A 21,175-nucleotide genomic window follows, 5' to 3' on the forward strand; every position below is an offset into this window, starting at 1 on the left:
TCTATATATGACGGCGAATTCGTGTCAAACGCTTATTGATGAAAACCGCATAGATATCAATACAGAACGTTGTGACAACAACCCGCCACCCATTTTCGCCCCCGGGAATGCTCGCCGTAAAGCGCATGTAATATAGATAAAACGAAACAGAGACGCCAGCCAGCGTGAAGCAACGCTGCCGGCGGGGAGGGATCAACAGGCTGCCGGGTCGAGGCCGTAAAAACCAGGCGAAACGCTTTCAAGGATGAGAGAATCCTTTCAAGCTGTTATCGACGAGACCGGCGTGCGGTCATTTTGTGGACGCACCCGAGTCGTCGGAAGCCTCGGGAGGCTGGTCCAAGGGCGGGGAGTCTTCGGGAGGGGCGGCCGGCTTTTCCGGCAGGCTCAGCCACAATTCGCGCAGGGTTTGGGGGGCGCTTTCCCGTATGGCCCTGGCGGTTTCGTTCCGCACGGCCGACAGAAGGGAAAACCCCAGCCCGGGTTCCACGCCCTCGCCGGGGTCGCGCAGATTGTCCCAGGCGACCAGCAAGTCGCCGGCCACAATCCTGTCCGGGGCGGCGGCCAGGACGTACCCGCCCGCCTCTTCCCCTTCGGCCGCGCGCACAGCCGCGCCCAGTCGGACCAGGTCCTCCAGGGCCCGCGCGACAGGTTTTTTTTCCAAACCGAGAGCGCCGGCCGCTTCTGTCGGGTCCAGGGGACCGCCCCGGTCCTCGGCGCGCTCGGCCAGCATGAGCGCCGCCACCAACATCAGGTCGCGCCGGTCCGCCACGCAAAGCGCCTTGTCCTTTCGCGTGAGAAACGGTCCGGCAAGTCCTTGCAGGCACTTGGCCGTTTCGGCTCCCGCAAGCACCACAACCCAACTGATGTAGAGCCACAACAGCAGCAGGGGAACCTGCGCAAAGCCGCCGTAGATGGCGTTGTAGCCCGTCACGCCCACCTGATAGCGGATGTAGGCCGCCTGGGCCGCCTGCCAGCACAGGGCCGCCAGAAGGGCTCCCGCCAGGGCCGGGACCCGGCGCACCCGCGCGGCGGGCAAAAAGGCGTACAAAAGAAAGAGCGCCGCCCAGACCATGAGTACGGGCAACGCCTTGACCCCCAGGAGATAGATCTGGTTGGCCAGGGCGAAGCGCGCCAGCCATTGGGTCACAACCGCGTTGTGCAGCGAGGCCGTGGCGCTGAACGCCGCCAGAATGAACACCGGACAGACCAGCACCACGGTGACGTAGGAGGAAAAACGACTCCAGCCCGCGCGTCGGTCCCGGACCCCCCAGATGGCGTTGAGCGCGGATTCCATGGACCCGAGCAATCCCACGGAGGTGACGAACAGGGTGGCCACGCCGACCGCGCCCAGGGCCTGGAGATTGGTGTTGGAAATGTAGCCCAGCACCGCGTCGGCCACTTCGACCTTTTCGGCGCTGGCGCGCAAAAGGGCCTCGCGCAGAAAGGGGGCTTCGTACAGGCCGAAAGCCTTGGCCAGGCTGAAGGCCACGGCCAGAAACGGCACCAACGACAGCGTGGTGGCGTAGCTGAGCGAAGCGGACAGGATCAGACAGCGGTCGGCAAGAAAGTTCCGGCTCACGGCGAGAACAAACGCCAACGGACCGCGCGAAGCGAATTTCTTCGCCATGAAACCTCCCGGTCCCGGGGGACGCACAGACGGCCTGGCCGAAATCCGACCGTGCGAGCCGCTACGCCCCGCTTTCAACACCCCCGAGCGTCTACTGGACGATCCACTTGCGCATGAACCACTTGTCCAGCCCCTTGGACTTGACCGCGCGGATGCCCTTGTCGATCAGGCCCAGGGTTTGCTTGTCGCCCTTTCTGACGGCCACGGCGTACCGTTCGTCTTCACCGGTGTCGAGAATGCAGGCGATCTTGAACTTTCCTTTATACTTGTCGGTATGCAAGGCGTACTGGGCGGCCACGTTGTCGTCCAGGACCACGCCGGCTATGTCCCCCCGCAGCAGGTCCTCGATGGCCGCGCCTATTTCCGGGTAGGCCTTGTCGGCGACGCCCTGAGCCTTCTTGACCGCGAAATACCCCGTGGTGGAAATCTGCGCGCCCACGGTTTCGCCCCGCAGATCCGAAAGGGTCGCGACCGTGCTGCCTGCCGGCACGATCAGGGCCTGGCGCACCGTGAAGTAGGGAATAGAAAAGTCCACGGATTCCCGCCGCTCGTCCGTGATGGAGACCGACGAGCAGATGGCGTTGTAGTTGCCGGCGACCAGGCCCGCGAACAGGGTGTCCCAGGGCATGGCCACGAACTGGGCCTCGAAGCCCGCTTCCCGGGCGACGGCTTGCATGTAGTCGACGGAAAACCCCACGATGCGCCGGTCCTGGTCAAGGTATTCCATGGGCGGCCAGCTCGGGTCGGCGGCGAACACGATGGTCCTGGCCATGGCCGTGGAAGCCGTGCAGACCGCTAAAAGCAGAAACAGCAGGAGAGTGCGCATGGAATCCTCATCGGGCTAAGGGGGGTGACTGGACACAAACCGCAAGCACCGGAAAGGCCTTCGGTACGATCGAACAAAATGTAGTCCGAAAACACCGCGGAATACAAGGGCGTCCGCCGCCGGCCCGAGGAACGCGCCGCTTGCCAGACGCCACGCGCCAGCCTATCCTTGCCGACCTGTTGCAACCTCCCCGCCGGCTGCGCCCGCCGCACGAGGGTCATCCCTTCATCGGACGCGCATTCCGTTTCGGGCTTGACTTTTTCTCACGCCTTGCCAGCGCGTTTTTTTACGCAGGGTACGGGAATCGACTTTTTCACTGGCCGGACAAGGCCGCTCACAAGGAGTCACGACATGCGTCCACGTCTTTCCCGCGCGCTCTTCCTGGCCTGCGCCGTGTGCCTGGTCCCGCTTTCGGCCTGGGGAAGCGACCTGGCCCACACGCTCTGGACTGCGGCGGAGCTGGCCGGAAAACCCGGTGAAGCGCGCTCCGGCCCCCTTGTCGCGCCAGACCCTTCCGGGCCGGACAAGCCCGCCCCCGAGGCGACGCGAGCCTCCCTGCCTCCCCCCTTGCGCGGCTCGATCCGCCGGGTGGACACGGGCGGACGCAAGCTCGTGGCCCTGACCTTCGATCTGTGCGAATTGGCCGACAAGGCCGCAGGTTACGACTCCCAGGTGGTGGACGCCCTGCGCGAGCTGAACGTGCCGGCCACCTTCTTCGCCGGGGGGCGCTGGATGCGCAGTCATCCCGAGCGGACCATGCAACTGCTGGCCGATTCGCGCTTCGAGCTCGGCAGTCACGCTTGGACGCACGGCAATTTCGGCGTGCTCTCCGAAGAACGCATGCGCCGCCAACTCGATTGGGCCGAGGCCCAGTTCGAAGCCGCGCGCCAAGCCCTGGCCGAAAAGGCCCGCGCCGCCGGATGCGCGGAGTTCATGCGCGCGGTGCCGACCTCCATGGCGGTGTTTCGTTTTCCCTACGGACGCTGCCGCGCCGAAGCCCTGGACCTGCTGGCCGCCAAGGGCGTGGCCGCCGTGCAATGGGACGTCAACACCATGGACGCCGACAAGCACCAGACGCCCCAAGGCATCCTGTCCATCGTGACCAGGCGGGTGCGCCCCGGCTCCATCGTGCTGGCCCACGCCAACGGCAACGGCCACGGCACGGGTCAGGCCGTGCGGCTGGTGGTGTCCGCCCTGCGCGAAAAGGGATACGAATTCGTGACGGTAAGCGCCCTGCTGGCGGCGGGTCGGGCCGAGACCGCGACAGCGTGCTACGACTCCCGTCCGGGCGACACGGCCGCCTACGACGCCATCTTCGGCGACGGCACGCTCCATCCGCACCGGTGAAAACGGGACCAAACGCCGACCCGCCCAAGGACTGGGCTCCGCCGGCCTGTCCGGGTCAGGACTCGGCCGCTTCCGCGTCCCCATCCCGGGGAGGGGGATTCGTCTTGCTCTCCGAAACCACATCCGGCCCGGTCCGCTCCCCTGACGAGGCGCAGCCCCCGGCGCGCGCACCAGGCTTCGCGCTGCGCCCGGTCACGGAAGAAAACACACACAAACGGGGCGTTTCGCTTTCCGGTTTCGTTTCCTCGCTCGTCGGCTCCTTGGACTGGGGCTGGGGGGAGTCGGCGTCGGGCTCGGCGAAGCGGAAAGTGGAGCGCCCTCCCTCCTTGGCCTTGTACATGGCCATATCCGCCTTCATGATGAGAGTCTGGGCGTCCAGGCCGTCATAGGGGAACAGCGCGGCTCCCAGGCTCGTGGTGATGCGCAAATCGTTGCCCGCGATGCGTCGGGGTTCTCCCACGGCCGCCAGCACCTTGAGGGCCACGCTTTCAACATCCTTGGGTTCGCGGGCCTCGGGCATGACGATGAGAAATTCGTCCCCGCCCATGCGCCCCACCGTGTCGGACTTGCGCAGCACCCCGGTGAGCCGCTCCGCCACCTGGCGCAACAGCAGGTCGCCCACGTTGTGCCCCAGGGTGTCGTTGACCATCTTGAAGCCGTCCAGATCGAGAAGCATCACCCCGAGCAGGCATCCCTTGCGCGTGGCCTGGGCCAACCCCTGCTCCAGGCGGTCCGAAACCAGGAACCGATTGGGCAATCCGGTCAAAGCGTCGTGATAGGCCATACGGCGGATGGTCTCCTCGGCCAGTCGGCGCTCGGTGACGTCGCGCAGCATGCAGACGTAATCCTTGGGCTTGTCCCCTTCCCAGATGGCGGTGATGCGGGTTTCGACATACTGGTCGCGCCCGCCCGTCTTGCGATGAAAGGTGAAGATGTGGTGCTTGTTTCGCTTCACTTCGGCCAAGCCGTGCTTGACCCGGCGCTGACTCACGCCGAGAGAGCGGTGGAACTCGAAAAGTCCGCGCCCGATGACGTCGACCTGGTCCACATCGAGAATGGTCTGAGCCGCCTGGTTGATGAAGGCGAAATGTTCCCCGTCCGTGGCGGCTATGCCCATGTCCAGCGAGGCGTTCAGAATGGTGTCGAGATAGATGGTCTTCCTGGCGGTTTCGGCCACGGCCTCGCGCAGGAGCTGGTCCTTTTCGCGGATCACGTTTCGCAACGTATCCACGTAGTTGGATTCGATCCCCCTGACGATGTCGGACTGGGTCACCAGCCCGCACAGACGCCCCTCCTCATCCACCACGGCCAGACGGCGAATGTTGCGCTCGCGCATGACGGCAACGGCCTGGTGCACGGGTTCGCGCCGCGTGGTGGTATGCACCGGCGAAGTCATCACCTCGCCCAACTCCGTGCGGGCAAAATCGCGTCCCTGCGCGCCCAGGCGCACCATGTCGCGTTCCGTGACCATGCCCCTGGCGCGGCCGTCGCGCTCCACCACCACGCAACTGTACGGTCCCCGGGTCATGACCGCCAGGGCCTCTTGCAGGGTGTCGCGGGCAGAAAGGGACACCACCTGGGACGACATGATCTTTTCCACGCGTTTGACTTCGAGAAAGAACTCCACCCCCAGGTTCTGAATCATGTTGGTCTGGGTGACCATGCCCACGGCCCGGCCGGCCCGATCCACCACCACCACGCGACGAATCCCCCGGTCGAGGAAGGTGAGAAACGCCTGATGGATGTTGGTGTCGGCCGGCAGACTGACCACCGGGCTGGTCATGAATTCCCCGACCTTGCGGGAAAGCAGATCGTAGCCGTGGCCGGACAGGGCGGCCAGGACCCCGCGCTCGGTGAGAATGCCCACGGGCTTGCCCCGCGAAAGCGCCAGCACGGAGCTTATGGCGTTGTCGCTCATGGCTTTGATCGCCTTGGCCATGGAAGCGCTGGCCGAGACCCCGATCACCTGCGGGGTCAGGATGTCCTTGAGCGTGGTGGCTGCCATAAGCTCTCGAAGCGGGACGTTTTTTCAATCGCCATGTCTTTTTGCTTTTTTCCCCCCTTGCGTCAACCAAGTTGCCCGCGAACGCGGGGGGAAGAAGCCTCCGTCAGCCGGTCCGGGCAAACGAAACGGGTTTTCGCTTGCCAAGACGACATTTTCGCGCCAGGGGAAGACGTGGCGTACGGACCGGGTCCTATCGCGCCGCAACGCACCCGGATGCCCACGGAGAGGCCATGGAACCACCACGCGGCAGACGCGCCGGCATACTCGAATGCATTCGCAAGTTCTGCGTGGCCTGCATGGGAGGGTCCTACTCTTTGGTGGCCGAATGCGAGAACCTCGCCTGCCCCTTGCACGACTACCGTTTTGGCGTCCCCGCCCCCGGGGCCAGGCGTCCTCCGGTTCGGGCCGCGCGCTGCCAGTGTCTGTGCTGCTGCTGCGGCGACCGGGCCCTGGCCCGCTCCTGCGCCGCCTCCCCCAAGGCCAAACCGCCCTATGAACCCTGTCCGTTGTGGCGTTTTCGCCTGGGGTCGCGGCCGGAAATCTTCGAACGGCGCAAACGCAAGGCCGCCAAAACGCCCCTGACCCTGCCCGGCCTCGTCCTGCCGCAGGGGCCAAACCGAAATTGAGCGCCCCTCAAGCGCGCTCCCCCGAACATTTCCCGCGCGGCCGCGGGCGCAGGTCGCAAATCACGACGGTTTCGGCTTTTCGGCGCTGTCGGCCGCAACGCCCGCTTGGCACTCCGTCTTCGGTCCGGCCGGGGCCGGCATGATGAGACGCACGGCTTTCTCGAAAAAGAAATAGTCCCAGGCCCAGTCGAGCAGCACCGCCAGGCGATTTCGAAAGCCGATGAGCATGACCAGGTGGACGAAAAGCCAGCTCAACCAGGCCGAAAAGCCTGTCAGGCACAGGCGCGGTCCAAAAGTGGCCACCGCGGCGGCCCGGCCTATGGTGGCCATGCTGCCCTTGTCCCTGTAGCGAAACGGCTTGAGCGGGCGACCGGCCTCCAGACGGAGGATGGATTCGGCCGCGGCCCGGCCCTGCTGCATGGCCACCGGGGCGAGCATGGGCAGGGGCCCGGACGGACCGGGAAAGGCGGCCATGTCGCCCACGGCGAACACCCGGTCCAGACCGACCACGCGCAGGTTCCGGTCCACGGGCACGCGCCCGGCCGGACCGGGCTTCAGACCAAGTGCGGACGCCGCGCCCGGTCCGCGCACTCCAGCCGCCCAGACCACGGTCTCGGTTGCCAGGGACGAGCCGTCCTTGAAGGCCAACAGCGCGGAATCCACCCGCTCCACCTGGGCGCCCAGGCGCACCTCCACCCCCTTGCGCCCAAGCTTCTCCAGGGCGTAGGCGCGTAGCGTCGACGGAAACGCGGCCAGCACGGCCTGTCCGGCCTCCACCAGCACCACCCGCGCCTGGCTCAGGTCGAGCCGCGGATAGTCCCGGGCCAGGGGCCCGCGAATAAGCTCCGCCAGCGCGCCGGCGTACTCCACGCCGGTGGGGCCCGCGCCCACCACCGTGAACGTGAGCATGCGCCGTCTGGCGACCGGGTCGTCGGACAGATTGGCCCGCTCGAACAGACACAGGATGTGATTGCGCAGCCCGATGCCCTCTTCCAGGTTCTTGAGTCCGAAACAGTGTTCGGCCGCTCCGGGCACGCCGAAGAAATTCGTTTCGCTGCCCAGGCACAAGACCAGATAGTCATACGGGATGGACGGCCCGGACGTGTGCAGCACCCGGCACGCCGGATCGATGCGGCGCGCCTCGGCCAGGGCGAAACGCACGTTGCCGTACCTGCGAAATACCCCCCGGACCGGGTGGGCGATTTCTCCGGGCTCCAACTCCGCCGCGGCCACCTGGTACAGCAGAGGCAAGAAGGTGTGGTAGTTGCGCTTGTCCACGACCACGACCTCCGCGTTTTCGCCGGCCAGCCGCCTGGCCGTCCACAAGCCGCCGAATCCGGCCCCCACCACCACGACCCTGGGAACGATCGTTTTGTTTTGCGCCATGAGTTCCCTCCCTGCAATGACGTTGGACGTGGCGAAGTCGTAGCAAATTCCCCGGCCGACGAAACGCTTTTTCCAGAGAAACATCGGCAACGCAAAGGCCGGGAAACCGCCGGCGTCCGGATTTCGGGACAAAATCCCGGACTTTCAGTCCGATTTTTCGGACTGCAACGCCCCCGTCTGGAATCCAAGACTCGAAATTACATTTAACACCTCGAAATAAATACAAGTGCCAAAGTGGAACGAATGTTGTACAGAAGTCGACCTGATGTATTTGCGCTTCGGCATGAAACGTGCTAGAAGGATGACCGCTTCACAAGGAAGCTTGTTCCGTCATCTCAAATACATCTCACGCTATCTTGGAGCCACCATGCAACTTGACGCGCTTTTCAGCCCGAAAAACGTCGCCATCATCGGTGCGTCGCACCAGGCGGACAAGGTCGGGCATCATCTCGTCAAGAACTTGCTGGACGCCGGGTTCAAGGGAGAAATTTATCCCGTCAACAGCAAGGGGGGTGAAATTCTCGGACTGCCCGTCATCACCGACGCAGACGACCTCCCCACCCCGCTGGACATGGCCATCCTGGCCATTCCCGCCTCCAAGGTGCTGTCCACGGTAAAGACGCTGGTGGAGCATCGCCTTCGCGCAGCCGTGGTGGTGGCCGCCGGTTTCAAGGAATCCGGCAACCAGGGCTGGCGGGAAGAAAAAGACCTGGCCCGCATCTGCCGCGACAACGATATCGCCCTGGTGGGGCCGGGCAGCCTGGGTGTGATCTCCACGCCGCTCAAGCTCAACGTCTCGTGCGCGTCGTCCATTCCCAAGGCCGGCAACATCGCCTTTTTTTCCCGGTCCGGCTCGCTTTGCTCCGCGATCCTGGACTGGGCCCAGGAACACGACATCGGATTTTCCCAGTTCGTGAGCCTGGGCGACAAGGCCCTGGTGAACGAATCGCACATGCTCTACACGCTTTCCCACGACCCCGACACCAAGGTGGTGCTGGCCTACGTGGAGAGCATCGAAAACGGCGAGGCCTTCATGCGCATGGCCCGCAAGATCACCCGCGACAAGCCCGTGATCGTGCTCAAGGCCGGGTCCACCGCGGCCGGGGCCAAGGCCGTTTCGGCCCACACGGGCATCCTGTCCGGAGACGACAAGGCCTACAGCGCGGCCTTTTTGCAAACCGGCATCCTGCGCGTGGGCGAAATGGCCGAAATGTTCGATCTGGCCCGGGCCTTCTCCACCCAGCCCCTGCCCAAGGGGCCGGCGGTGGCCATAGTGACCAACGCCGGCGGTCCCGGCCTTTTGGCCGTGGACGCCACGGACTCCACCGCGCTCACCATGGCCTCGTTCGGAACCGAAACCGTGGACAAGCTCAAAAAGGCCCTGCCCGCCAACGCCTCGCTCTACAACCCTGTGGACGTGCTGGGCGACGCGGACTCCAATCGATTGGGACAGGCGGTCGCCCTGGCCCTGGAAGATCAGCGCGTAGACGCCCTGCTCGTGGTGCTGGCGCCTTCGGCGGCGGCTCCCGAGGCCGACCTGGCCAAGGCCGTGACCCAGGCCGCCAAGGACACGCCCAAGCCCGTGTTGTGCTGCCTGATGGGCGGCAAGCGCATGGACCCGGCCAGGGCCGTGTTCGCGCGGGCCGACATCCCCTGCTACGCCTTTCCCGAACCGGCCGTGAAAAGCCTGGACGCCCTGTACCGCTACTCGCAATGGAAGAGCCGGCCTTCTCCGGTGATGGCCAGCGTGGAGGGCCGGCGCGACGTGGTGCGGCGCATCGTCAAGGACGCCCGAGCCAAGGGCGTGGCCGAAATCGAGGAGGACCTGGCCCGCGAGGTGCTGGGCGCCTACGACATTCACACGGCCCGGACGGTGCTGGCCCGGTCTTCCGAAGAGGCCGTGGCGGCCGCGGCCGACCTTGGCTATCCGGTGGTGTGCAAGGTGGCCTCCCCCCAGATCAAGCACAAGGCCGACGCGGGCGGGGTGCGGGTGAACATCAAAACCCCGGACGAACTGCGCCAGGCCTTCAAGGAATTGACCGGCAAGGTGCGCGTCTCCCGGCCCGACAACCGGATTTCCGGCTGCCTGATCCAGTCCCAGGCCCCGGCCAACGCCATGGAGGTGATGCTCGGATTTCGCCGCGACGACCAATTCGGTCCGCTGTTGCGTTTCGGCCTGAGCGGTATTTTCGTCGACGTACTCAAGGACGTCTCCTACCGTCTGGCCCCGGTCTCGATGAACGACGCCCGCCAACTGGTGCGCGACGTCAAGACCTCCATGCTGCTCAAGGGATTCGAAGGCGGTCCGGCCGTGCATGTCGAATCGCTCGAAGACATCGCCATCCGGCTTTCCCAACTTTCGGTCGATTTCCCGGAAATCTACGAGGCTGAACTCAGTCCCGTTCTGGTCAATGACGAATTGGCGGTAGTGGCCGGCGTGCGCATGACGCTTCTGCCCCTCTAACCGCAGGGAGACGACGCCCCCATGCCAGGTCTCTATATCGGCTCCACGGCCCCTTTCGGAGGGAAAAACACCCTCTGCATGGGCATAGGCCTCAAATTCAAACAGGAGGGCCTCCAGGTCGGCTACATGAAGCCCGTGGGCGCCCAGGCCATGCCGCAAGACGGTCAGTGGTGCGAAGCCGACGCCCTGACCCTGCAGCAGGCCCTGGACCTCGACGCCCCCCCGGAACTGGTGAACCCCGTGCTGGTCACCCAGGACCTGATGCACGAAATTCTTTCGTCCCCGCCCTGCGAGGACCGCACCACCGCCGTCCGCGCCGCCTACGACAGGCTGGCCGCCGACAAACAGGTCATGGTGGTGGGCGGTTCCGGCAGCTTTCTCAACTCCAACCGGTACGCCTGCCTGGACGGTCCGTCCGTCTCGCAGGCGCTCGACCTGCCCGTGCTCATCGTCGACCGCTTCGGGCAGGACGTAAATTACGAGGCGCTGCTCTCGGTCAAATTCATCCTCGGCGACAAGCTGTTGGGATGTGTGCTCAACGACGTGCCCAGTTACGCTATGGACGAAGTCAACTCCGTGATTATTCCTTTTCTTCTGTCGCGAGGGGTTCCGGTGCTTGGCGTCATCCCCCACGACCGTTTGTTGGGATCGGTCTCGGTGCGCGACCTGGCGGAACGTCTCGGAGCCAAAATCATCTGTTCGGCCCACAAGATCGACCAGATGGCCGAGAATTTCATTATCGGAGCCATGCAGGTGGAAAACTTCCTTACCCACTTCCGCAAGCGCGCCAAGGCCGCCATCATCATGGGCGGTGACCGCTCCGATTTGCAATTGGTGGGCATTGAAAACAAATGCCCCTGTCTCATTCTCACGGGCAACCTCTACCCCAACGACATCGTGCTTTCCCGAGCCGAAAACGCGGAGGTGCCCATTCTGGTTGTTCGTGACGACACCTATTGCGTGGCCAAGCGCGTGGATGCCCTGCTGGGAGGGCACAAACTGCGCGCCCAGGCCAAGTTCCAACGTGCAGCGCAACTGGTGGCGGCCCATCTCGACCTTGCGGCCATCAAGCAAGGCCTCGGGCTCTAACCTGCAAGACAAAGGACTCGTAACATGGCGAAAACGTTGATGAAGACTGTGGATGGCAACACCGCCACCTCCTGGGTGGCCTACGCGCTTTCCGAATGCGCGGCGATCTATCCCATTACTCCTTCCTCCACCATGGGTGAGGTAATCGACGAATGGGCATCCCAGGGTAAAAAGAACATCTTCGGCCAGCTCGTAAAAGTAAAAGAAATGCAGTCCGAAGCCGGCGCCGCCGGCGCCGTGCACGGCTGTCTGGCAGGTGGCGCGCTCACAAGCACCTATACCGCCTCCCAGGGCCTTTTGCTCATGATCCCCAACATGTACAAGATCGCCGGCGAACTGCTGCCCGGCGTCTTCCATGTGTCGGCCCGGGCCATCGCCTCGCACGCCCTGTCCATCTTCGGCGACCACCAGGACGTCATGGCCTGCCGTCCCACCGGCTTCGCCGAACTGTGCTCCTGCTCCGTGCAGGAAGCCCACGACATGGCTCTGGTGGCCCACCTCTCGGCCGTCGAGGCCAGCGTGCCCTTCGTGCACTTCTTCGACGGGTTCCGCACCTCCCATGAAATCCAGAAGATCGAGGTGCTCGAATACGAAGAAATCGCCAAGTTGGTGAACTGGGACAAGATCGCGGCCTTCCGCGCCAAGTCCATGAACCCCGAGCATCCCCAGATCCGCGGCACGGCCCAGAACCCGGACATCTACTTCCAGGGACGCGAGGCCTCCAACCCCTACTTCGTGGCCGTTCCCGGCATCGTGAAGGAAATCATGGCCAAGGTCAGCGCCCTTACCGGTCGCCCCTACGGCCTGTTCGACTACTACGGCGCTCCCGACGCCGACCGCGTCGTGGTGGCCATGGGTTCGAGCTGCGAAGTGCTGCGCGAAGTCATCGACGCCATGGCCGAACGCGGCGAAAAGCTGGGCCTGGTCTGCGTGCGCCTGTACCGCCCCTTCGACTCGGCCTCGTTTTTGGCCGCGCTGCCCAAGACCGTCAAAACCATCACCGTGCTCGACCGCACCAAGGAAGTCGGCGCCCTCTACGAGCCCCTGTTCCTCGACGTGTCCGCCGCCGTGCGCGACGCGGGCCTGGATGTCACCCTGCTGGGCGGCCGCTACGGCCTGGGCTCCAAGGAGTTCTCGCCGGCCATGGCCAAGGCCGTGTTCGTCAACATGACCGAAGGCAAAAAGAACCACTTCACCGTCGGCATCATCGACGACGTGACCAACCACTCCCTGCCGGTGGTGCCCGTGCGCGACACCACCCCCAAGGGCACGGTGCAGTGCAAGTTCTGGGGCCTGGGCTCCGACGGCACCGTGGGCGCGAACAAGGAAGCCATCAAGATCATCGGCGACAACTCCGACCTGTTCGCCCAGGGCTACTTCGCCTACGACTCCAAGAAGTCGGGCGGCATCACGGTTTCGCACCTGCGCTTCGGCCCCAAGCAGATCCGGTCCTGCTACCTGGTCAACGCCGCCGACTACGTGGCCTGCCACAAGTCGAACTACGTCGAGATCTACGACGTGCTCGAAGGCGTGAAGGAAGGCGGCACCTTCGTGCTGAACTCCCACTGGTCCGCCGAGGAGATGGAGTCCAAGCTCCCCGCCAAGGTGAAGGCCGCCATCGCCAAAAACAAGCTCAAATTCTACAACATCGACGCCGTGAAGATCGCCCAGCAGGCGGGTCTCGGCGGGCGCATCAACATGATCATGCAGACGGCCTTCTTCAAGCTCTCGGGCGTGCTGCCCTTCGAGAAGGCCATCGAGCTGCTCAAGAAGTCCATCCAGAAGGCCTACGGCAAGAAGGGCGACAAGGTCGTCCAGATGAACATCACGGCCGTGGACAACACTGTGGCCGCCCTGAATGAAGTGTCCTACCCGGCCTCCTGGGCCGACGCCGTGGCCGCCCCGGCCCCGGCCGAAAACGTGCCCGAGTACATCTCCAAGGTGGCTCGTCCGGTGCTGGCCCAGCAGGGCGACAAGCTGCCCGTGAGCGTGTTCGATCCGGCCGGCCTGTTCCCGGTGGCCACCTCGCAGTACGAAAAGCGTTCGGTCGCCATCAACGTGCCCGAATGGATCAAGGAAAACTGCATCCAGTGCAACCAGTGCTCGTTCGTGTGCCCGCACTCGGCCCTGGTGCCCGTGCTGCTCGACGAGTCCGAAAAGGCCAAGGCTCCGGCCACCTTCGAGACCCTTCCCGCCCAGGGCAAGGAACTCAAGGGCCTCTCCTTCCGCCTGCAGGTGAACACCGCCGACTGCATGGGCTGCGGCAACTGCGCCGACATCTGCCCGGCCAAGAACAAGGCCCTGGTGATGAAGCCCATCGAGACCCAGTCGGAGACGCAGGTGCCCAACTTCAACTTCGCCATGAGCGCCGCCCCCAAGGACGGACTGCTCAAGCGCGACTCGGTCAAGGGCTCGCAGTTCTTCAAGCCCATGATGGAGTTCTCGGGCGCCTGCGCGGGCTGCGGCGAGACCCCGTACGTGCGCGTGCTCACCCAGCTCTTCGGCGAACGCATGATCATTGCCAACGCCACGGGCTGCTCCTCCATCTGGGGCGCCTCGGCTCCCACCACGCCCTATTGCGTGAACAAAAACGGACACGGCCCGGCCTGGGGCAACTCCCTGTTCGAAGACGCGGCCGAGTTCGGCTTCGGCATCAACATGGCCGTGAACCAGCGCCGCGAAAAGCTGGCCGACAGCGTGACCGAGGCCCTGAAGGGCTCGATCTCCGACGACCTGAAGGTCGCCCTCACCGGCTGGCTGGACGCCTGGCACGACGCGGGCAAGTCCGCCCTGTTCGCCGGACAGATCGTCAAACTGCTCGCGGCCATGCCCGACAAGACCGGCCCCCTGGCCGAAATCGCGGCCAACGCCGACATGCTGGTGAAGAAGTCCATCTGGTGCTTCGGCGGCGACGGCTGGGCCTATGACATCGGCTTCGGCGGCCTGGATCACGTCATCGCCTCGGGCGAGGACGTCAACATCCTGGTCCTGGACACCGAAGTGTACTCCAACACCGGCGGCCAGTCCTCCAAGGCCACGCCCACGGGCGCCATCGCCAAGTTCGCCGCCGCCGGCAAGCGCACCCGCAAGAAGGACCTGGCCCGCATCGCCATGACCTACGGCAACGTCTACGTGGCCGCCATCTCCATGGGCTCCAACAAGCAACAGCTGCTCAAGGCCTTCACCGAGGCCGAAGCCTATCCCGGCCCTTCCATCATCCTGGCCTACGCGCCCTGCATCAACCAGGGCCTCAAGCGCGGCATGGGCAAGACCCAGGAGCAAGCCAAGCTGGCCACCGCCGCCGGGTACTGGCCGCTGTTCCGCTTCAACCCGCTGCTGGCCGATGAGGGCAAGAACCCGCTGACCATCGACTCCAAGGCCCCCGACGGCACCCTGCAGGAGTTCCTGCTCTCCGAAAACCGCTACGCGGCCCTGGAGAAGCTCCTGCCCGCCGAGGCCGTGCGTCTGCGCCAGGTGCTGGCCCAGGACGTGTGGAACCGCTGGAAGCAGCTGTGCATGATGGCCGGCGTGGACCCCGGTACGCCCTCCGAAAGCGAAAACTGCACCCTGACCGCCACGGCCGAACACGGCGGCGGACAGTCCGAGCCCTGCGACGACGGCCGGGCCGGCAAGTAACCTCGAACGAACACTGCCTTGCGGCGGGCGCGAAGACCTCGGCCCGCCGCTCTTCGAATCCTCAAGCCAGAGGCCCCTCCGGGGGCCTCTGGCCGTTTCGGGCTCCGCACATCCTGCGCCCTCGACCGCGCAGCCGCCGGGCGCTGCGCTTCGGGCAAGGCGCGTCCCGGGTTCGCCGGAGCATCGCCGGCGCGCCGCCCTCCCGGTCCGCCCCTGCCGCCCGGGTCCAGGCGAAATCCGGGTCCCTGGCCCTCCCTGAGTCGGAATGGAAAAAATCTCACAGAAAGATGAACTGTTTGTAATGAAATCCCTTGCTAGCGCTCCGGCTGGTAGGCTAAGATGGCAAAAATTGCTCGGGTAAGGAGACAATTATGAAAAAGCTGCTGATTTCCGGGTTGGTTTTTGCTTTCGCCCTCTCCGGCGGCGTGGCCTTCGCCAAGGGAAAGGTCCACAAGAAAAAAGCTGCTCCCAAAAAGTGGGAATGCAGCATGGGCGACACCAAGGTCATGACCGCCACCGTGGACGAATGCCTGAAAAAGGGCGGCCTGGTGATGAACTACCCCGGTCCCGACCCGGTAAAGGCCACTCCGGTCAAGAAGAAGAAGGCCAAAAAGAAATAACTTTACGGCCGATGACATCGGCGTCGATGGCGCTGGCGGAAGGGGAAGGCTCTTTCCGCCAGCTTCCCTGACGCCCCGGCGAACGGTCCCGATCCGCACAGTTTCCCCTCACTCGATCGTTCGGGAAAAGAAGTGCGCGGCTTTGGGGCATGGCCCGCCGAAAGTCCTTACATCCTTGCGGTCGACGTGAGTCGATGCGCAGTGTCGCCTGTCGAACGTTTTTTTCCTTCCTTGGCGTTCGTTTCGTTTTCGTTCCCCCGCCTCTCGAACACCTCGCATCCCCTGGCATCCCGAAACGTTTCGGAGCCCCCTTCGTCTTGCTGAACAGCCCGCATGCCCTGCGGCTTCCGTGTGGAGGCCCACACGGAAGCGCAATTTCTTGATCCCGCGCGGCCGCCGTCTTTGGCCCGACGGCTTTAACAGCCTATTGGAAAATCCTTGCTGGCTGCGTTGCTGCGAAAAGCTCAAACCCTCAACGGATGCCAACTCCGCTTCGGACTTGATTTTTTCTTGCGCCTTGCCAGCACGTTTTTTGAACAGGCTGCAAGAATCGACTTTTTGGGCGGGCTGTTCAGGACCAGAGCGGCGTCATGGCACGGCGTGTCTGAGCACAGGGATACGCTTGAGGATGAAAACCAAGGCCAGGGAGAAAAGCAGAATGCCCAGGGCGCTCAACGGGATGCCCAGAATCGGATGCACGGTGTACGGAGCGAACCGGAATCCCAGCAAGCCGTTGCGCAGCATGTCGCGAAACAGGATGTGTACGAGGTACACCCCGTAGGAGGCGTTGCCGAAAATGGTCACCCATTTGGCGTACGGCTTCAACCAGTTGTAGGAGAACGAACGAAGCAGGGCGAAAGCCAGAACCGAGGAGAGAATGATGTTGAGGAACGAATAGTCGAAAAACAGAAGCGGATACGCGCTGTAGCTCCCTTTGAGGAGCCAGGACCCCACCATGGTGACGCCCACCATGAGGACCAATCCCAGTGCCAAAGCCTTGCGGTGGGGCACGATCGCTTGGGGCCGGCCGTAAAGATAATAGCCGACAACGTAATAGCCCAGATAGAGACAAAAGACCATATTGTAACTGTAGAAGGCGGCGTAAAAGACATGGAGCAAAACCATGTTGGGCGGCCCGAGCAAAAAGCACAGCAGAAAGAACCAGACAACATAGCGGTTCGGCATGTTGGCGAACATGGTGTTCAGAAAGGGAGCCGAAAGATAGACGCCTATCATCATATAGAGATACCAAAAATGCTTGGATATCTTGGCTTGAAGCAGATCGCGGAAAAAATAGCCGAAGTCGGCGAGCTTGAAGGTGTTCGGATCGTGCATGCAGAGATAGTAGACCACGGACCAAATAAAAAGCGGCACGAGGATCTTGGAAAGCCGGTGTTTATAGAATTGTATCAGGGACGGATACGTCTGGCCCGGCTTGAGCAGGAGCGCTCCGCTGCACATAAGGAACAGGGGAACGCCGATGATGGACAGCGAAGCGTATGTGATGCCGACCCACCACAGCCTCGGTTCCTTGAAGGTTCCGTCCAGAAACAGGTCGCAGGAGTGCAACACCAACACGCCCACAATGGCCACGATCTTGATGACGTCCACGGCCAACTGGCGTTCGTGATTCTGACCGGACACCATATTCACAGAAAGCTGTTCCGAAGGCATTTCGTCTCCATCGAGTCCGAACCGCCGGAGTCCGGCCTTGGTTCGCGTGGTCGAGGCTTGTTGGTTTACGAGGAGAAAATCTTCCTCAATATCAGAAACGGTCCGCCCACAACAGCGTTTTTCACAGCCGGCTCAAAAAAATCGCCGGCAGGGCGCGGAAGAAAACCACACCCCAAGCGGATTGCGCTGAGGGGGTGATTCTCTTGAGCCAACGCTGCCAGCGCGAATTGCTCGACAGGCCGCCAAAGACCTGCGCGGAAGCCGCCGAAGGCGGCCGCGCGTAGCCCCGCATCGCGCGACCGCCTTTTTCTGCATCGAAAAGCAAGCGGCACGCGAGTTCACATGTATCTTTTCGCAAAGAAAGACCACAAAGTTCCTACAGAGGAACGTCAAGCGGAAGGCTGTGCGCACACGCGCCGCGCCAAAGCTTCGCGTCCGTACGCGCCCGTTGAAGAAGTCGGTTTTCTCCGCCGGTTCGAAAAATCCGCCGGCGCGGCGCGCACGCCCGTCAACCCCAGGCCCCCGGCCGAACACGGAACACTGCGTCCCTCCCGAAGCGGACGTGGCCGGATGCCATGGTCAACAGACTGTTTCTACCACTTCCGGGTTTCGGCCCGGAACTGGGCGTTTCGAATGCGAGCTTCCGATTCGGCCTTGGCCAAAGCTTTCGCCGTGGCCAAAGCTTCGGGCGAGGCCGGAACGTCCTGATCTTTTTTCTTGGTCGTTCTGGGCTTGCGAGTGGTCGATTTGGCGGGTTTGGCCATCTTGGCCTGCTCCAGCACGTCCGGAGTGACCTCGGAAGACAACCAAAGCTCGAAGGTGGCGCACTTCGGCGCCTGGACCACGGTGAGATCCCCGGCGAGAATGGCCCGCTGGGTGAGCACGTTGAGTCCGGTTACGGTGGGATGTTCCTTCTTGAAACGATAGATGACGTCCAACATTTCCGCCTTGTAGACCGGATCGTCGGATGCGGCTTGCAGACGCTGGGTAATGGCGTCGTTGATGATGGTCCTCACGAAAAACTCCTTTCCCCGTCAAGACGGACTGGCCCACCGCGGCCGCGGGCGGACGTTCCGGTTCAGGGATGACTGATGGATAGTCACACGCAGGAAAACCAGATTCAGGTTGCCGTCGGGCGCTCTTTCCGTCGGTTGGCGACGCGCCGCCTTTCGGTTCAACCTGAAAACAACGCTTCAAAGCAGCAAAGCCCCAGCCTGGGCCAGGGCGAATCGCGCGCCGCATCGCTCGGCTGTCACGCACGGTCCGCCTTTCCCCCGGCTCCTGCGCAAGCAGGGGGACGGTTACACGCCTGGCGAAGACTGGTTGTCGGGCGTATGCCCCCGGGTTTGCCTCTGCAACGAAACTTCGGTTGTGGCCGGTCGCCGAGCACACGAACTTGACGAACGACGCGCACGAAACAAGAGTTTAATCCGAGCGCAGTTCGAGTTCAAGGAGCAAATCAAGCATGTCGCCTTGCGCCCTCGGCTTGACCGCCCCTGCGAAAGCGCTTTGGCGGGGGGGCTCCAGGCGCAATATGCACTCAATAAATATCACAAAATTGAAATATACCCTCCCCGTCTGAATGCCCTCCCACCGCGCTCGTCCTCCGAAAAAAAGACGTCCCGCCGACCCGGAAAACCGAATCGGCGGCCGCCTGGCAGGAGTCGATTCCCGCCGCCGAACGTCCTTCGGCGGCGGGTCGAAGGTTCACTTGGAGATGGTGGTGTCCTTCTGAATGGTCTGGGATTGCCCGCCGGGACCGGTGACGGTCTTGTCCTTGGACCAGGTTTTGGTGGAGGCGTCCCAGCTTCCGGTGGTGTTGGTGTTCACCGTCCTGTTGCGCGGTCCGGTGGAGGTCGCGCTACGGTTATAGCCGGTGGCGGTGCGCGAGGCGCTCACGTCCTGCGAGGCGCTTCTGCCTCCGGGGCCGGTGACCCGCGTACTGCGCTTGTAGGCCAGGGCGTCGCCTTCGAAGGCCAAGCCCAACATCAAAACGGAAAACGCCAGACACAGGGTGCGAATCGCGACGGTTTTCATGCGCATGGTCATGTGTGACTCCCTCTCGGTCGTATTGCCCGAGCAAGCCGGGTTCCCGGATCATGCCAAGTTCATGCCACCGTTCGAAAAGCCTGGAAATTCGCCGACACGCCCCTGAGAACGCGAAGATCTCCGGGGACGGCTCTCCGACAATGCGGCATTTTGCCGTATTGTCGTCAGATTCGAACCCCGGGGGAAAGCGGGCCGTCAGGCCTTGGAAAGTCCCAACTTGCGCAAGCGCGAATCGAACGTGGAGCGGTTGACCCCGGCCAGCTTGGCCGCCTTGGAGATGTTCCACTTCACCGATTCGAGCAGGTCGGTGATATAGGCCTTTTCCAGGGCCTCCCAGGTGTGATCGCGCAAGACCACCGCATGCCCTTCCCGTTCGCCTTCCGGGAGCTCAGGCGAGACGATCGCGCCCCGCGGCCCGTCGAGGGCCGGCCCGGCGGACGCGGACGCGGCCGGTTCCAGGTCGGCCGCCTCCCCGGCCACATGGGCCGGCAGGTGCGTCACGTCCACCACATCGTCTGGCACCACCGTGAGCAGGTACTTCACCAGATTTTCCATCTCCCGGATGTTGCCCTTCCAGGACGCGGCCGTCAGCCTGGCCAGTGCGGCAGGGGAAAAACGCTTGGCCGGAGCGCCCAGACGCTTGCAATCGCGCCTGACGAAGTAGTCCAACAGTTCGGGGATGTCGTCCCGACGGGCGCGCAGGGGCGGCAAGGCCAGGGGCAGGACGTTCAGGCGGTAGAAGAGATCCTCGCGAAATTCTCCGCGCTCCATGGCCAGGGCGAGGTCCTTGTTGGTGGCGGAGACAAGGCGGACGTCCACGCTACGCGCGGTTTGCGCGCCCAGAGGTTTGACCTCTCCGCTCTGGATGAGGCGCAGGATCTTGGCCTGCAACGGAGGAGGCATGTCCCCGATTTCGTCAAGAAACACCGTTCCGCCGTCGGCGGCCTGAAAAAGCCCCAGGCGGTCCCGATCGGCCCCGGTGAAAGCCCCCTTTCGGCAGCCGAAAAGCTCGCTTTCCAACAAGGCCTCGGGAATGGCCGAACAATTCTGCACGAGAAAGGGCTTGTCCCGCCTGCGGCTGGCCTGGTGGATGGCATGGGCGAAAAGCTCCTTGCCCGTGCCGGACTCCCCGGTAATGAGCACGGGAAAGTCCGTGCGCCCGTAGGCCGTAGCCAGGGCCTCGGCCTCGGCCACGCCCCGGGACCGCCCCACGATGGGATGGCCGCTGTGGCGCAGGTCCTCCAGGGCGCGGCGCAGGTCGTGGCATTCGCGGGTCTGGCGGTCGAAATCCAACGCGCGGCCCAGGGCCGCCGAGCCGATGGCCACCAGGGCGCCCAACAACTCCAGGTAGCCGGGATCGAGATTCAAGCGGTCTCCACCGGAACTCACGTCGATGAGCTCCACCGCGCCGTAGACCGAACCGTCCAGAAGCACCAGGGGAAAGCAGAGAATGAGCGTGCTCTTGACCTCCAGGTCGGCTTCCACGTCCTTGCAGTGCCGGGGGTCCTTTTCGGGCTCGGCGATGGTCATGCGGGAGTTTTCCATGACCCACCCCACCACGCTGGGCCTGTCGGCCGGCAGCCGGACCCCGAGCACCTGGTCGCTCTGCTCCCCCGCGGCCTCGATGCACTCCAGTTCCCCCTCGCGGCGCACCCACAAGGACCCCCGGCTCACGTTCTGCACGCGCAGAAGCGCTTCCAGAAAGGAGCGCTGGAAACGTCCCGGATCGGCGGGTTCGAACAGAAAGCGAACGAAGTCGAGGACCTTGTCGTATATCATGGGCGTTTTGGTCATCCGGTCGGAGAGTCGCGGACGGGACCGCCACC

14 protein-coding genes are annotated in these 21,175 nt (G+C 63.7%); 6 read left to right on the forward strand and 8 right to left on the reverse strand.

The genetic code is table 11. From position 1 onward, the window contains the following. Positions 1-289 precede the first annotated feature (289 nt). On the reverse strand, positions 290-1,627 hold the full coding sequence (locus tag ACYQ01_RS16980) for a YihY/virulence factor BrkB family protein (protein ID WP_459935003.1): 1,338 nt from the start codon (positions 1,625-1,627) through the stop codon (positions 290-292). 91 nt (positions 1,628-1,718) lie between these two features. Beyond that, the gene (locus ACYQ01_RS16985) at positions 1,719-2,453 is read right to left on the reverse strand and encodes a basic amino acid ABC transporter substrate-binding protein (RefSeq protein ID WP_459935004.1); all 735 of its coding nucleotides are present in this window, start codon (positions 2,451-2,453) and stop codon (positions 1,719-1,721) included. A 351-nt stretch (positions 2,454-2,804) separates the two neighbouring features. On the opposite strand from ACYQ01_RS16985, the gene ACYQ01_RS16990 reads away from it, so the two are divergent. Beyond that, positions 2,805-3,800: a polysaccharide deacetylase family protein gene (locus ACYQ01_RS16990; RefSeq protein WP_459935005.1), complete on the forward strand. Its 996-nt coding sequence runs from the start codon at positions 2,805-2,807 to the stop codon at positions 3,798-3,800. A 55-nt stretch (positions 3,801-3,855) separates the two neighbouring features. Here the strand turns inward: ACYQ01_RS16990 and ACYQ01_RS16995 are convergent, their stop codons facing one another. Then, positions 3,856-5,805 carry a CBS domain-containing protein gene (locus ACYQ01_RS16995; RefSeq protein WP_459935006.1) on the reverse strand — a complete coding sequence of 650 codons (1,950 nt, stop codon included), beginning with the start codon at positions 5,803-5,805 and terminating at the stop codon, positions 3,856-3,858. A gap of 230 nt (positions 5,806-6,035) precedes the next feature. Between ACYQ01_RS16995 and ACYQ01_RS17000 the strand changes: the two genes are divergently transcribed. Further along, positions 6,036-6,431, forward strand: a complete 396-nt coding sequence (locus ACYQ01_RS17000) for a restriction endonuclease (RefSeq protein ID WP_459935007.1) — start codon at positions 6,036-6,038, stop codon at positions 6,429-6,431. Positions 6,432-6,491: 60 nt separating this feature from the next. On the opposite strand, the gene ACYQ01_RS17005 is transcribed toward ACYQ01_RS17000, so the two are convergent. Beyond that, positions 6,492-7,817 (reverse strand): NAD(P)/FAD-dependent oxidoreductase, encoded by a 1,326-nt coding sequence (locus ACYQ01_RS17005; protein ID WP_459935008.1) that lies wholly within the window; start codon positions 7,815-7,817, stop codon positions 6,492-6,494. A gap of 367 nt (positions 7,818-8,184) precedes the next feature. Here ACYQ01_RS17005 and ACYQ01_RS17010 point away from each other — a divergent pair, with 367 nt between their 5' ends. From ACYQ01_RS17010 to ACYQ01_RS17025, 4 genes are all read left to right on the forward strand, one after another. After that, positions 8,185-10,281 carry an acetate--CoA ligase family protein gene (locus ACYQ01_RS17010; protein ID WP_459935009.1) on the forward strand — a complete coding sequence of 699 codons (2,097 nt, stop codon included), beginning with the start codon at positions 8,185-8,187 and terminating at the stop codon, positions 10,279-10,281. 21 nt (positions 10,282-10,302) lie between these two features. After that, complete coding sequence (locus tag ACYQ01_RS17015) at positions 10,303-11,370, forward strand: phosphotransacetylase family protein (RefSeq protein WP_459935010.1); 1,068 nt, start codon at positions 10,303-10,305, stop codon at positions 11,368-11,370. A 24-nt stretch (positions 11,371-11,394) separates the two neighbouring features. After that, the gene (gene nifJ / locus ACYQ01_RS17020) at positions 11,395-15,006 is read left to right on the forward strand and encodes a pyruvate:ferredoxin (flavodoxin) oxidoreductase (RefSeq protein ID WP_459935011.1); all 3,612 of its coding nucleotides are present in this window, start codon (positions 11,395-11,397) and stop codon (positions 15,004-15,006) included. Positions 15,007-15,377: 371 nt separating this feature from the next. Continuing rightward, complete coding sequence (locus ACYQ01_RS17025) at positions 15,378-15,626, forward strand: hypothetical protein (protein ID WP_459935012.1); 249 nt, start codon at positions 15,378-15,380, stop codon at positions 15,624-15,626. A 588-nt stretch (positions 15,627-16,214) separates the two neighbouring features. Here the strand turns inward: ACYQ01_RS17025 and ACYQ01_RS17030 are convergent. The 4 genes from ACYQ01_RS17030 to ACYQ01_RS17045 all read right to left on the reverse strand — a co-directional run bounded on the left by ACYQ01_RS17030 (position 16,215) and on the right by ACYQ01_RS17045 (position 21,128). After that, positions 16,215-17,300 (reverse strand): acyltransferase, encoded by a 1,086-nt coding sequence (locus tag ACYQ01_RS17030; protein ID WP_459935013.1) that lies wholly within the window; start codon positions 17,298-17,300, stop codon positions 16,215-16,217. Between the two features lie 593 nt (positions 17,301-17,893). Continuing rightward, entirely contained in the window at positions 17,894-18,316 is a 423-nt protein-coding gene (locus ACYQ01_RS17035; RefSeq protein ID WP_459935014.1) for a hypothetical protein, read from the reverse strand. A 691-nt stretch (positions 18,317-19,007) separates the two neighbouring features. Continuing rightward, complete coding sequence (locus ACYQ01_RS17040) at positions 19,008-19,349, reverse strand: hypothetical protein (protein ID WP_459935015.1); 342 nt, start codon at positions 19,347-19,349, stop codon at positions 19,008-19,010. Positions 19,350-19,544: 195 nt separating this feature from the next. Continuing rightward, positions 19,545-21,128, reverse strand: a complete 1,584-nt coding sequence (locus ACYQ01_RS17045) for a sigma-54-dependent Fis family transcriptional regulator (protein ID WP_459935016.1) — start codon at positions 21,126-21,128, stop codon at positions 19,545-19,547. Positions 21,129-21,175: the final 47 nt, after the last annotated feature.

It is taken from the genome of Fundidesulfovibrio butyratiphilus, from assembly GCF_054657235.1.

What these genes read in the sequence shown, in the direction of transcription:
- ACYQ01_RS17015 (WP_459935010.1), top strand. Translation starts at nt 10,303, where the DNA reads ATGCCAGGTCTCTATATCGGCTCCACGGCCCCTTTCGGAGGGAAAAAC.
- ACYQ01_RS16990 (WP_459935005.1), top strand. Translation starts at nt 2,805, where the DNA reads ATGCGTCCACGTCTTTCCCGCGCGCTCTTCCTGGCCTGCGCCGTGTGC.
- ACYQ01_RS17005 (WP_459935008.1), bottom strand. Translation starts at nt 7,817, where the DNA reads ATGGCGCAAAACAAAACGATCGTTCCCAGGGTCGTGGTGGTGGGGGCC.
- ACYQ01_RS17030 (WP_459935013.1), bottom strand. Translation starts at nt 17,300, where the DNA reads ATGCCTTCGGAACAGCTTTCTGTGAATATGGTGTCCGGTCAGAATCAC.
- ACYQ01_RS16985 (WP_459935004.1), bottom strand. Translation starts at nt 2,453, where the DNA reads ATGCGCACTCTCCTGCTGTTTCTGCTTTTAGCGGTCTGCACGGCTTCC.
- ACYQ01_RS17045 (WP_459935016.1), bottom strand. Translation starts at nt 21,128, where the DNA reads ATGATATACGACAAGGTCCTCGACTTCGTTCGCTTTCTGTTCGAACCC.
- ACYQ01_RS16995 (WP_459935006.1), bottom strand. Translation starts at nt 5,805, where the DNA reads ATGGCAGCCACCACGCTCAAGGACATCCTGACCCCGCAGGTGATCGGG.
- ACYQ01_RS16980 (WP_459935003.1), bottom strand. Translation starts at nt 1,627, where the DNA reads ATGGCGAAGAAATTCGCTTCGCGCGGTCCGTTGGCGTTTGTTCTCGCC.
- ACYQ01_RS17010 (WP_459935009.1), top strand. Translation starts at nt 8,185, where the DNA reads ATGCAACTTGACGCGCTTTTCAGCCCGAAAAACGTCGCCATCATCGGT.
- ACYQ01_RS17025 (WP_459935012.1), top strand. Translation starts at nt 15,378, where the DNA reads ATGAAAAAGCTGCTGATTTCCGGGTTGGTTTTTGCTTTCGCCCTCTCC.
- ACYQ01_RS17040 (WP_459935015.1), bottom strand. Translation starts at nt 19,349, where the DNA reads ATGACCATGCGCATGAAAACCGTCGCGATTCGCACCCTGTGTCTGGCG.
- nifJ (WP_459935011.1), top strand. Translation starts at nt 11,395, where the DNA reads ATGGCGAAAACGTTGATGAAGACTGTGGATGGCAACACCGCCACCTCC.
- ACYQ01_RS17000 (WP_459935007.1), top strand. Translation starts at nt 6,036, where the DNA reads ATGGAACCACCACGCGGCAGACGCGCCGGCATACTCGAATGCATTCGC.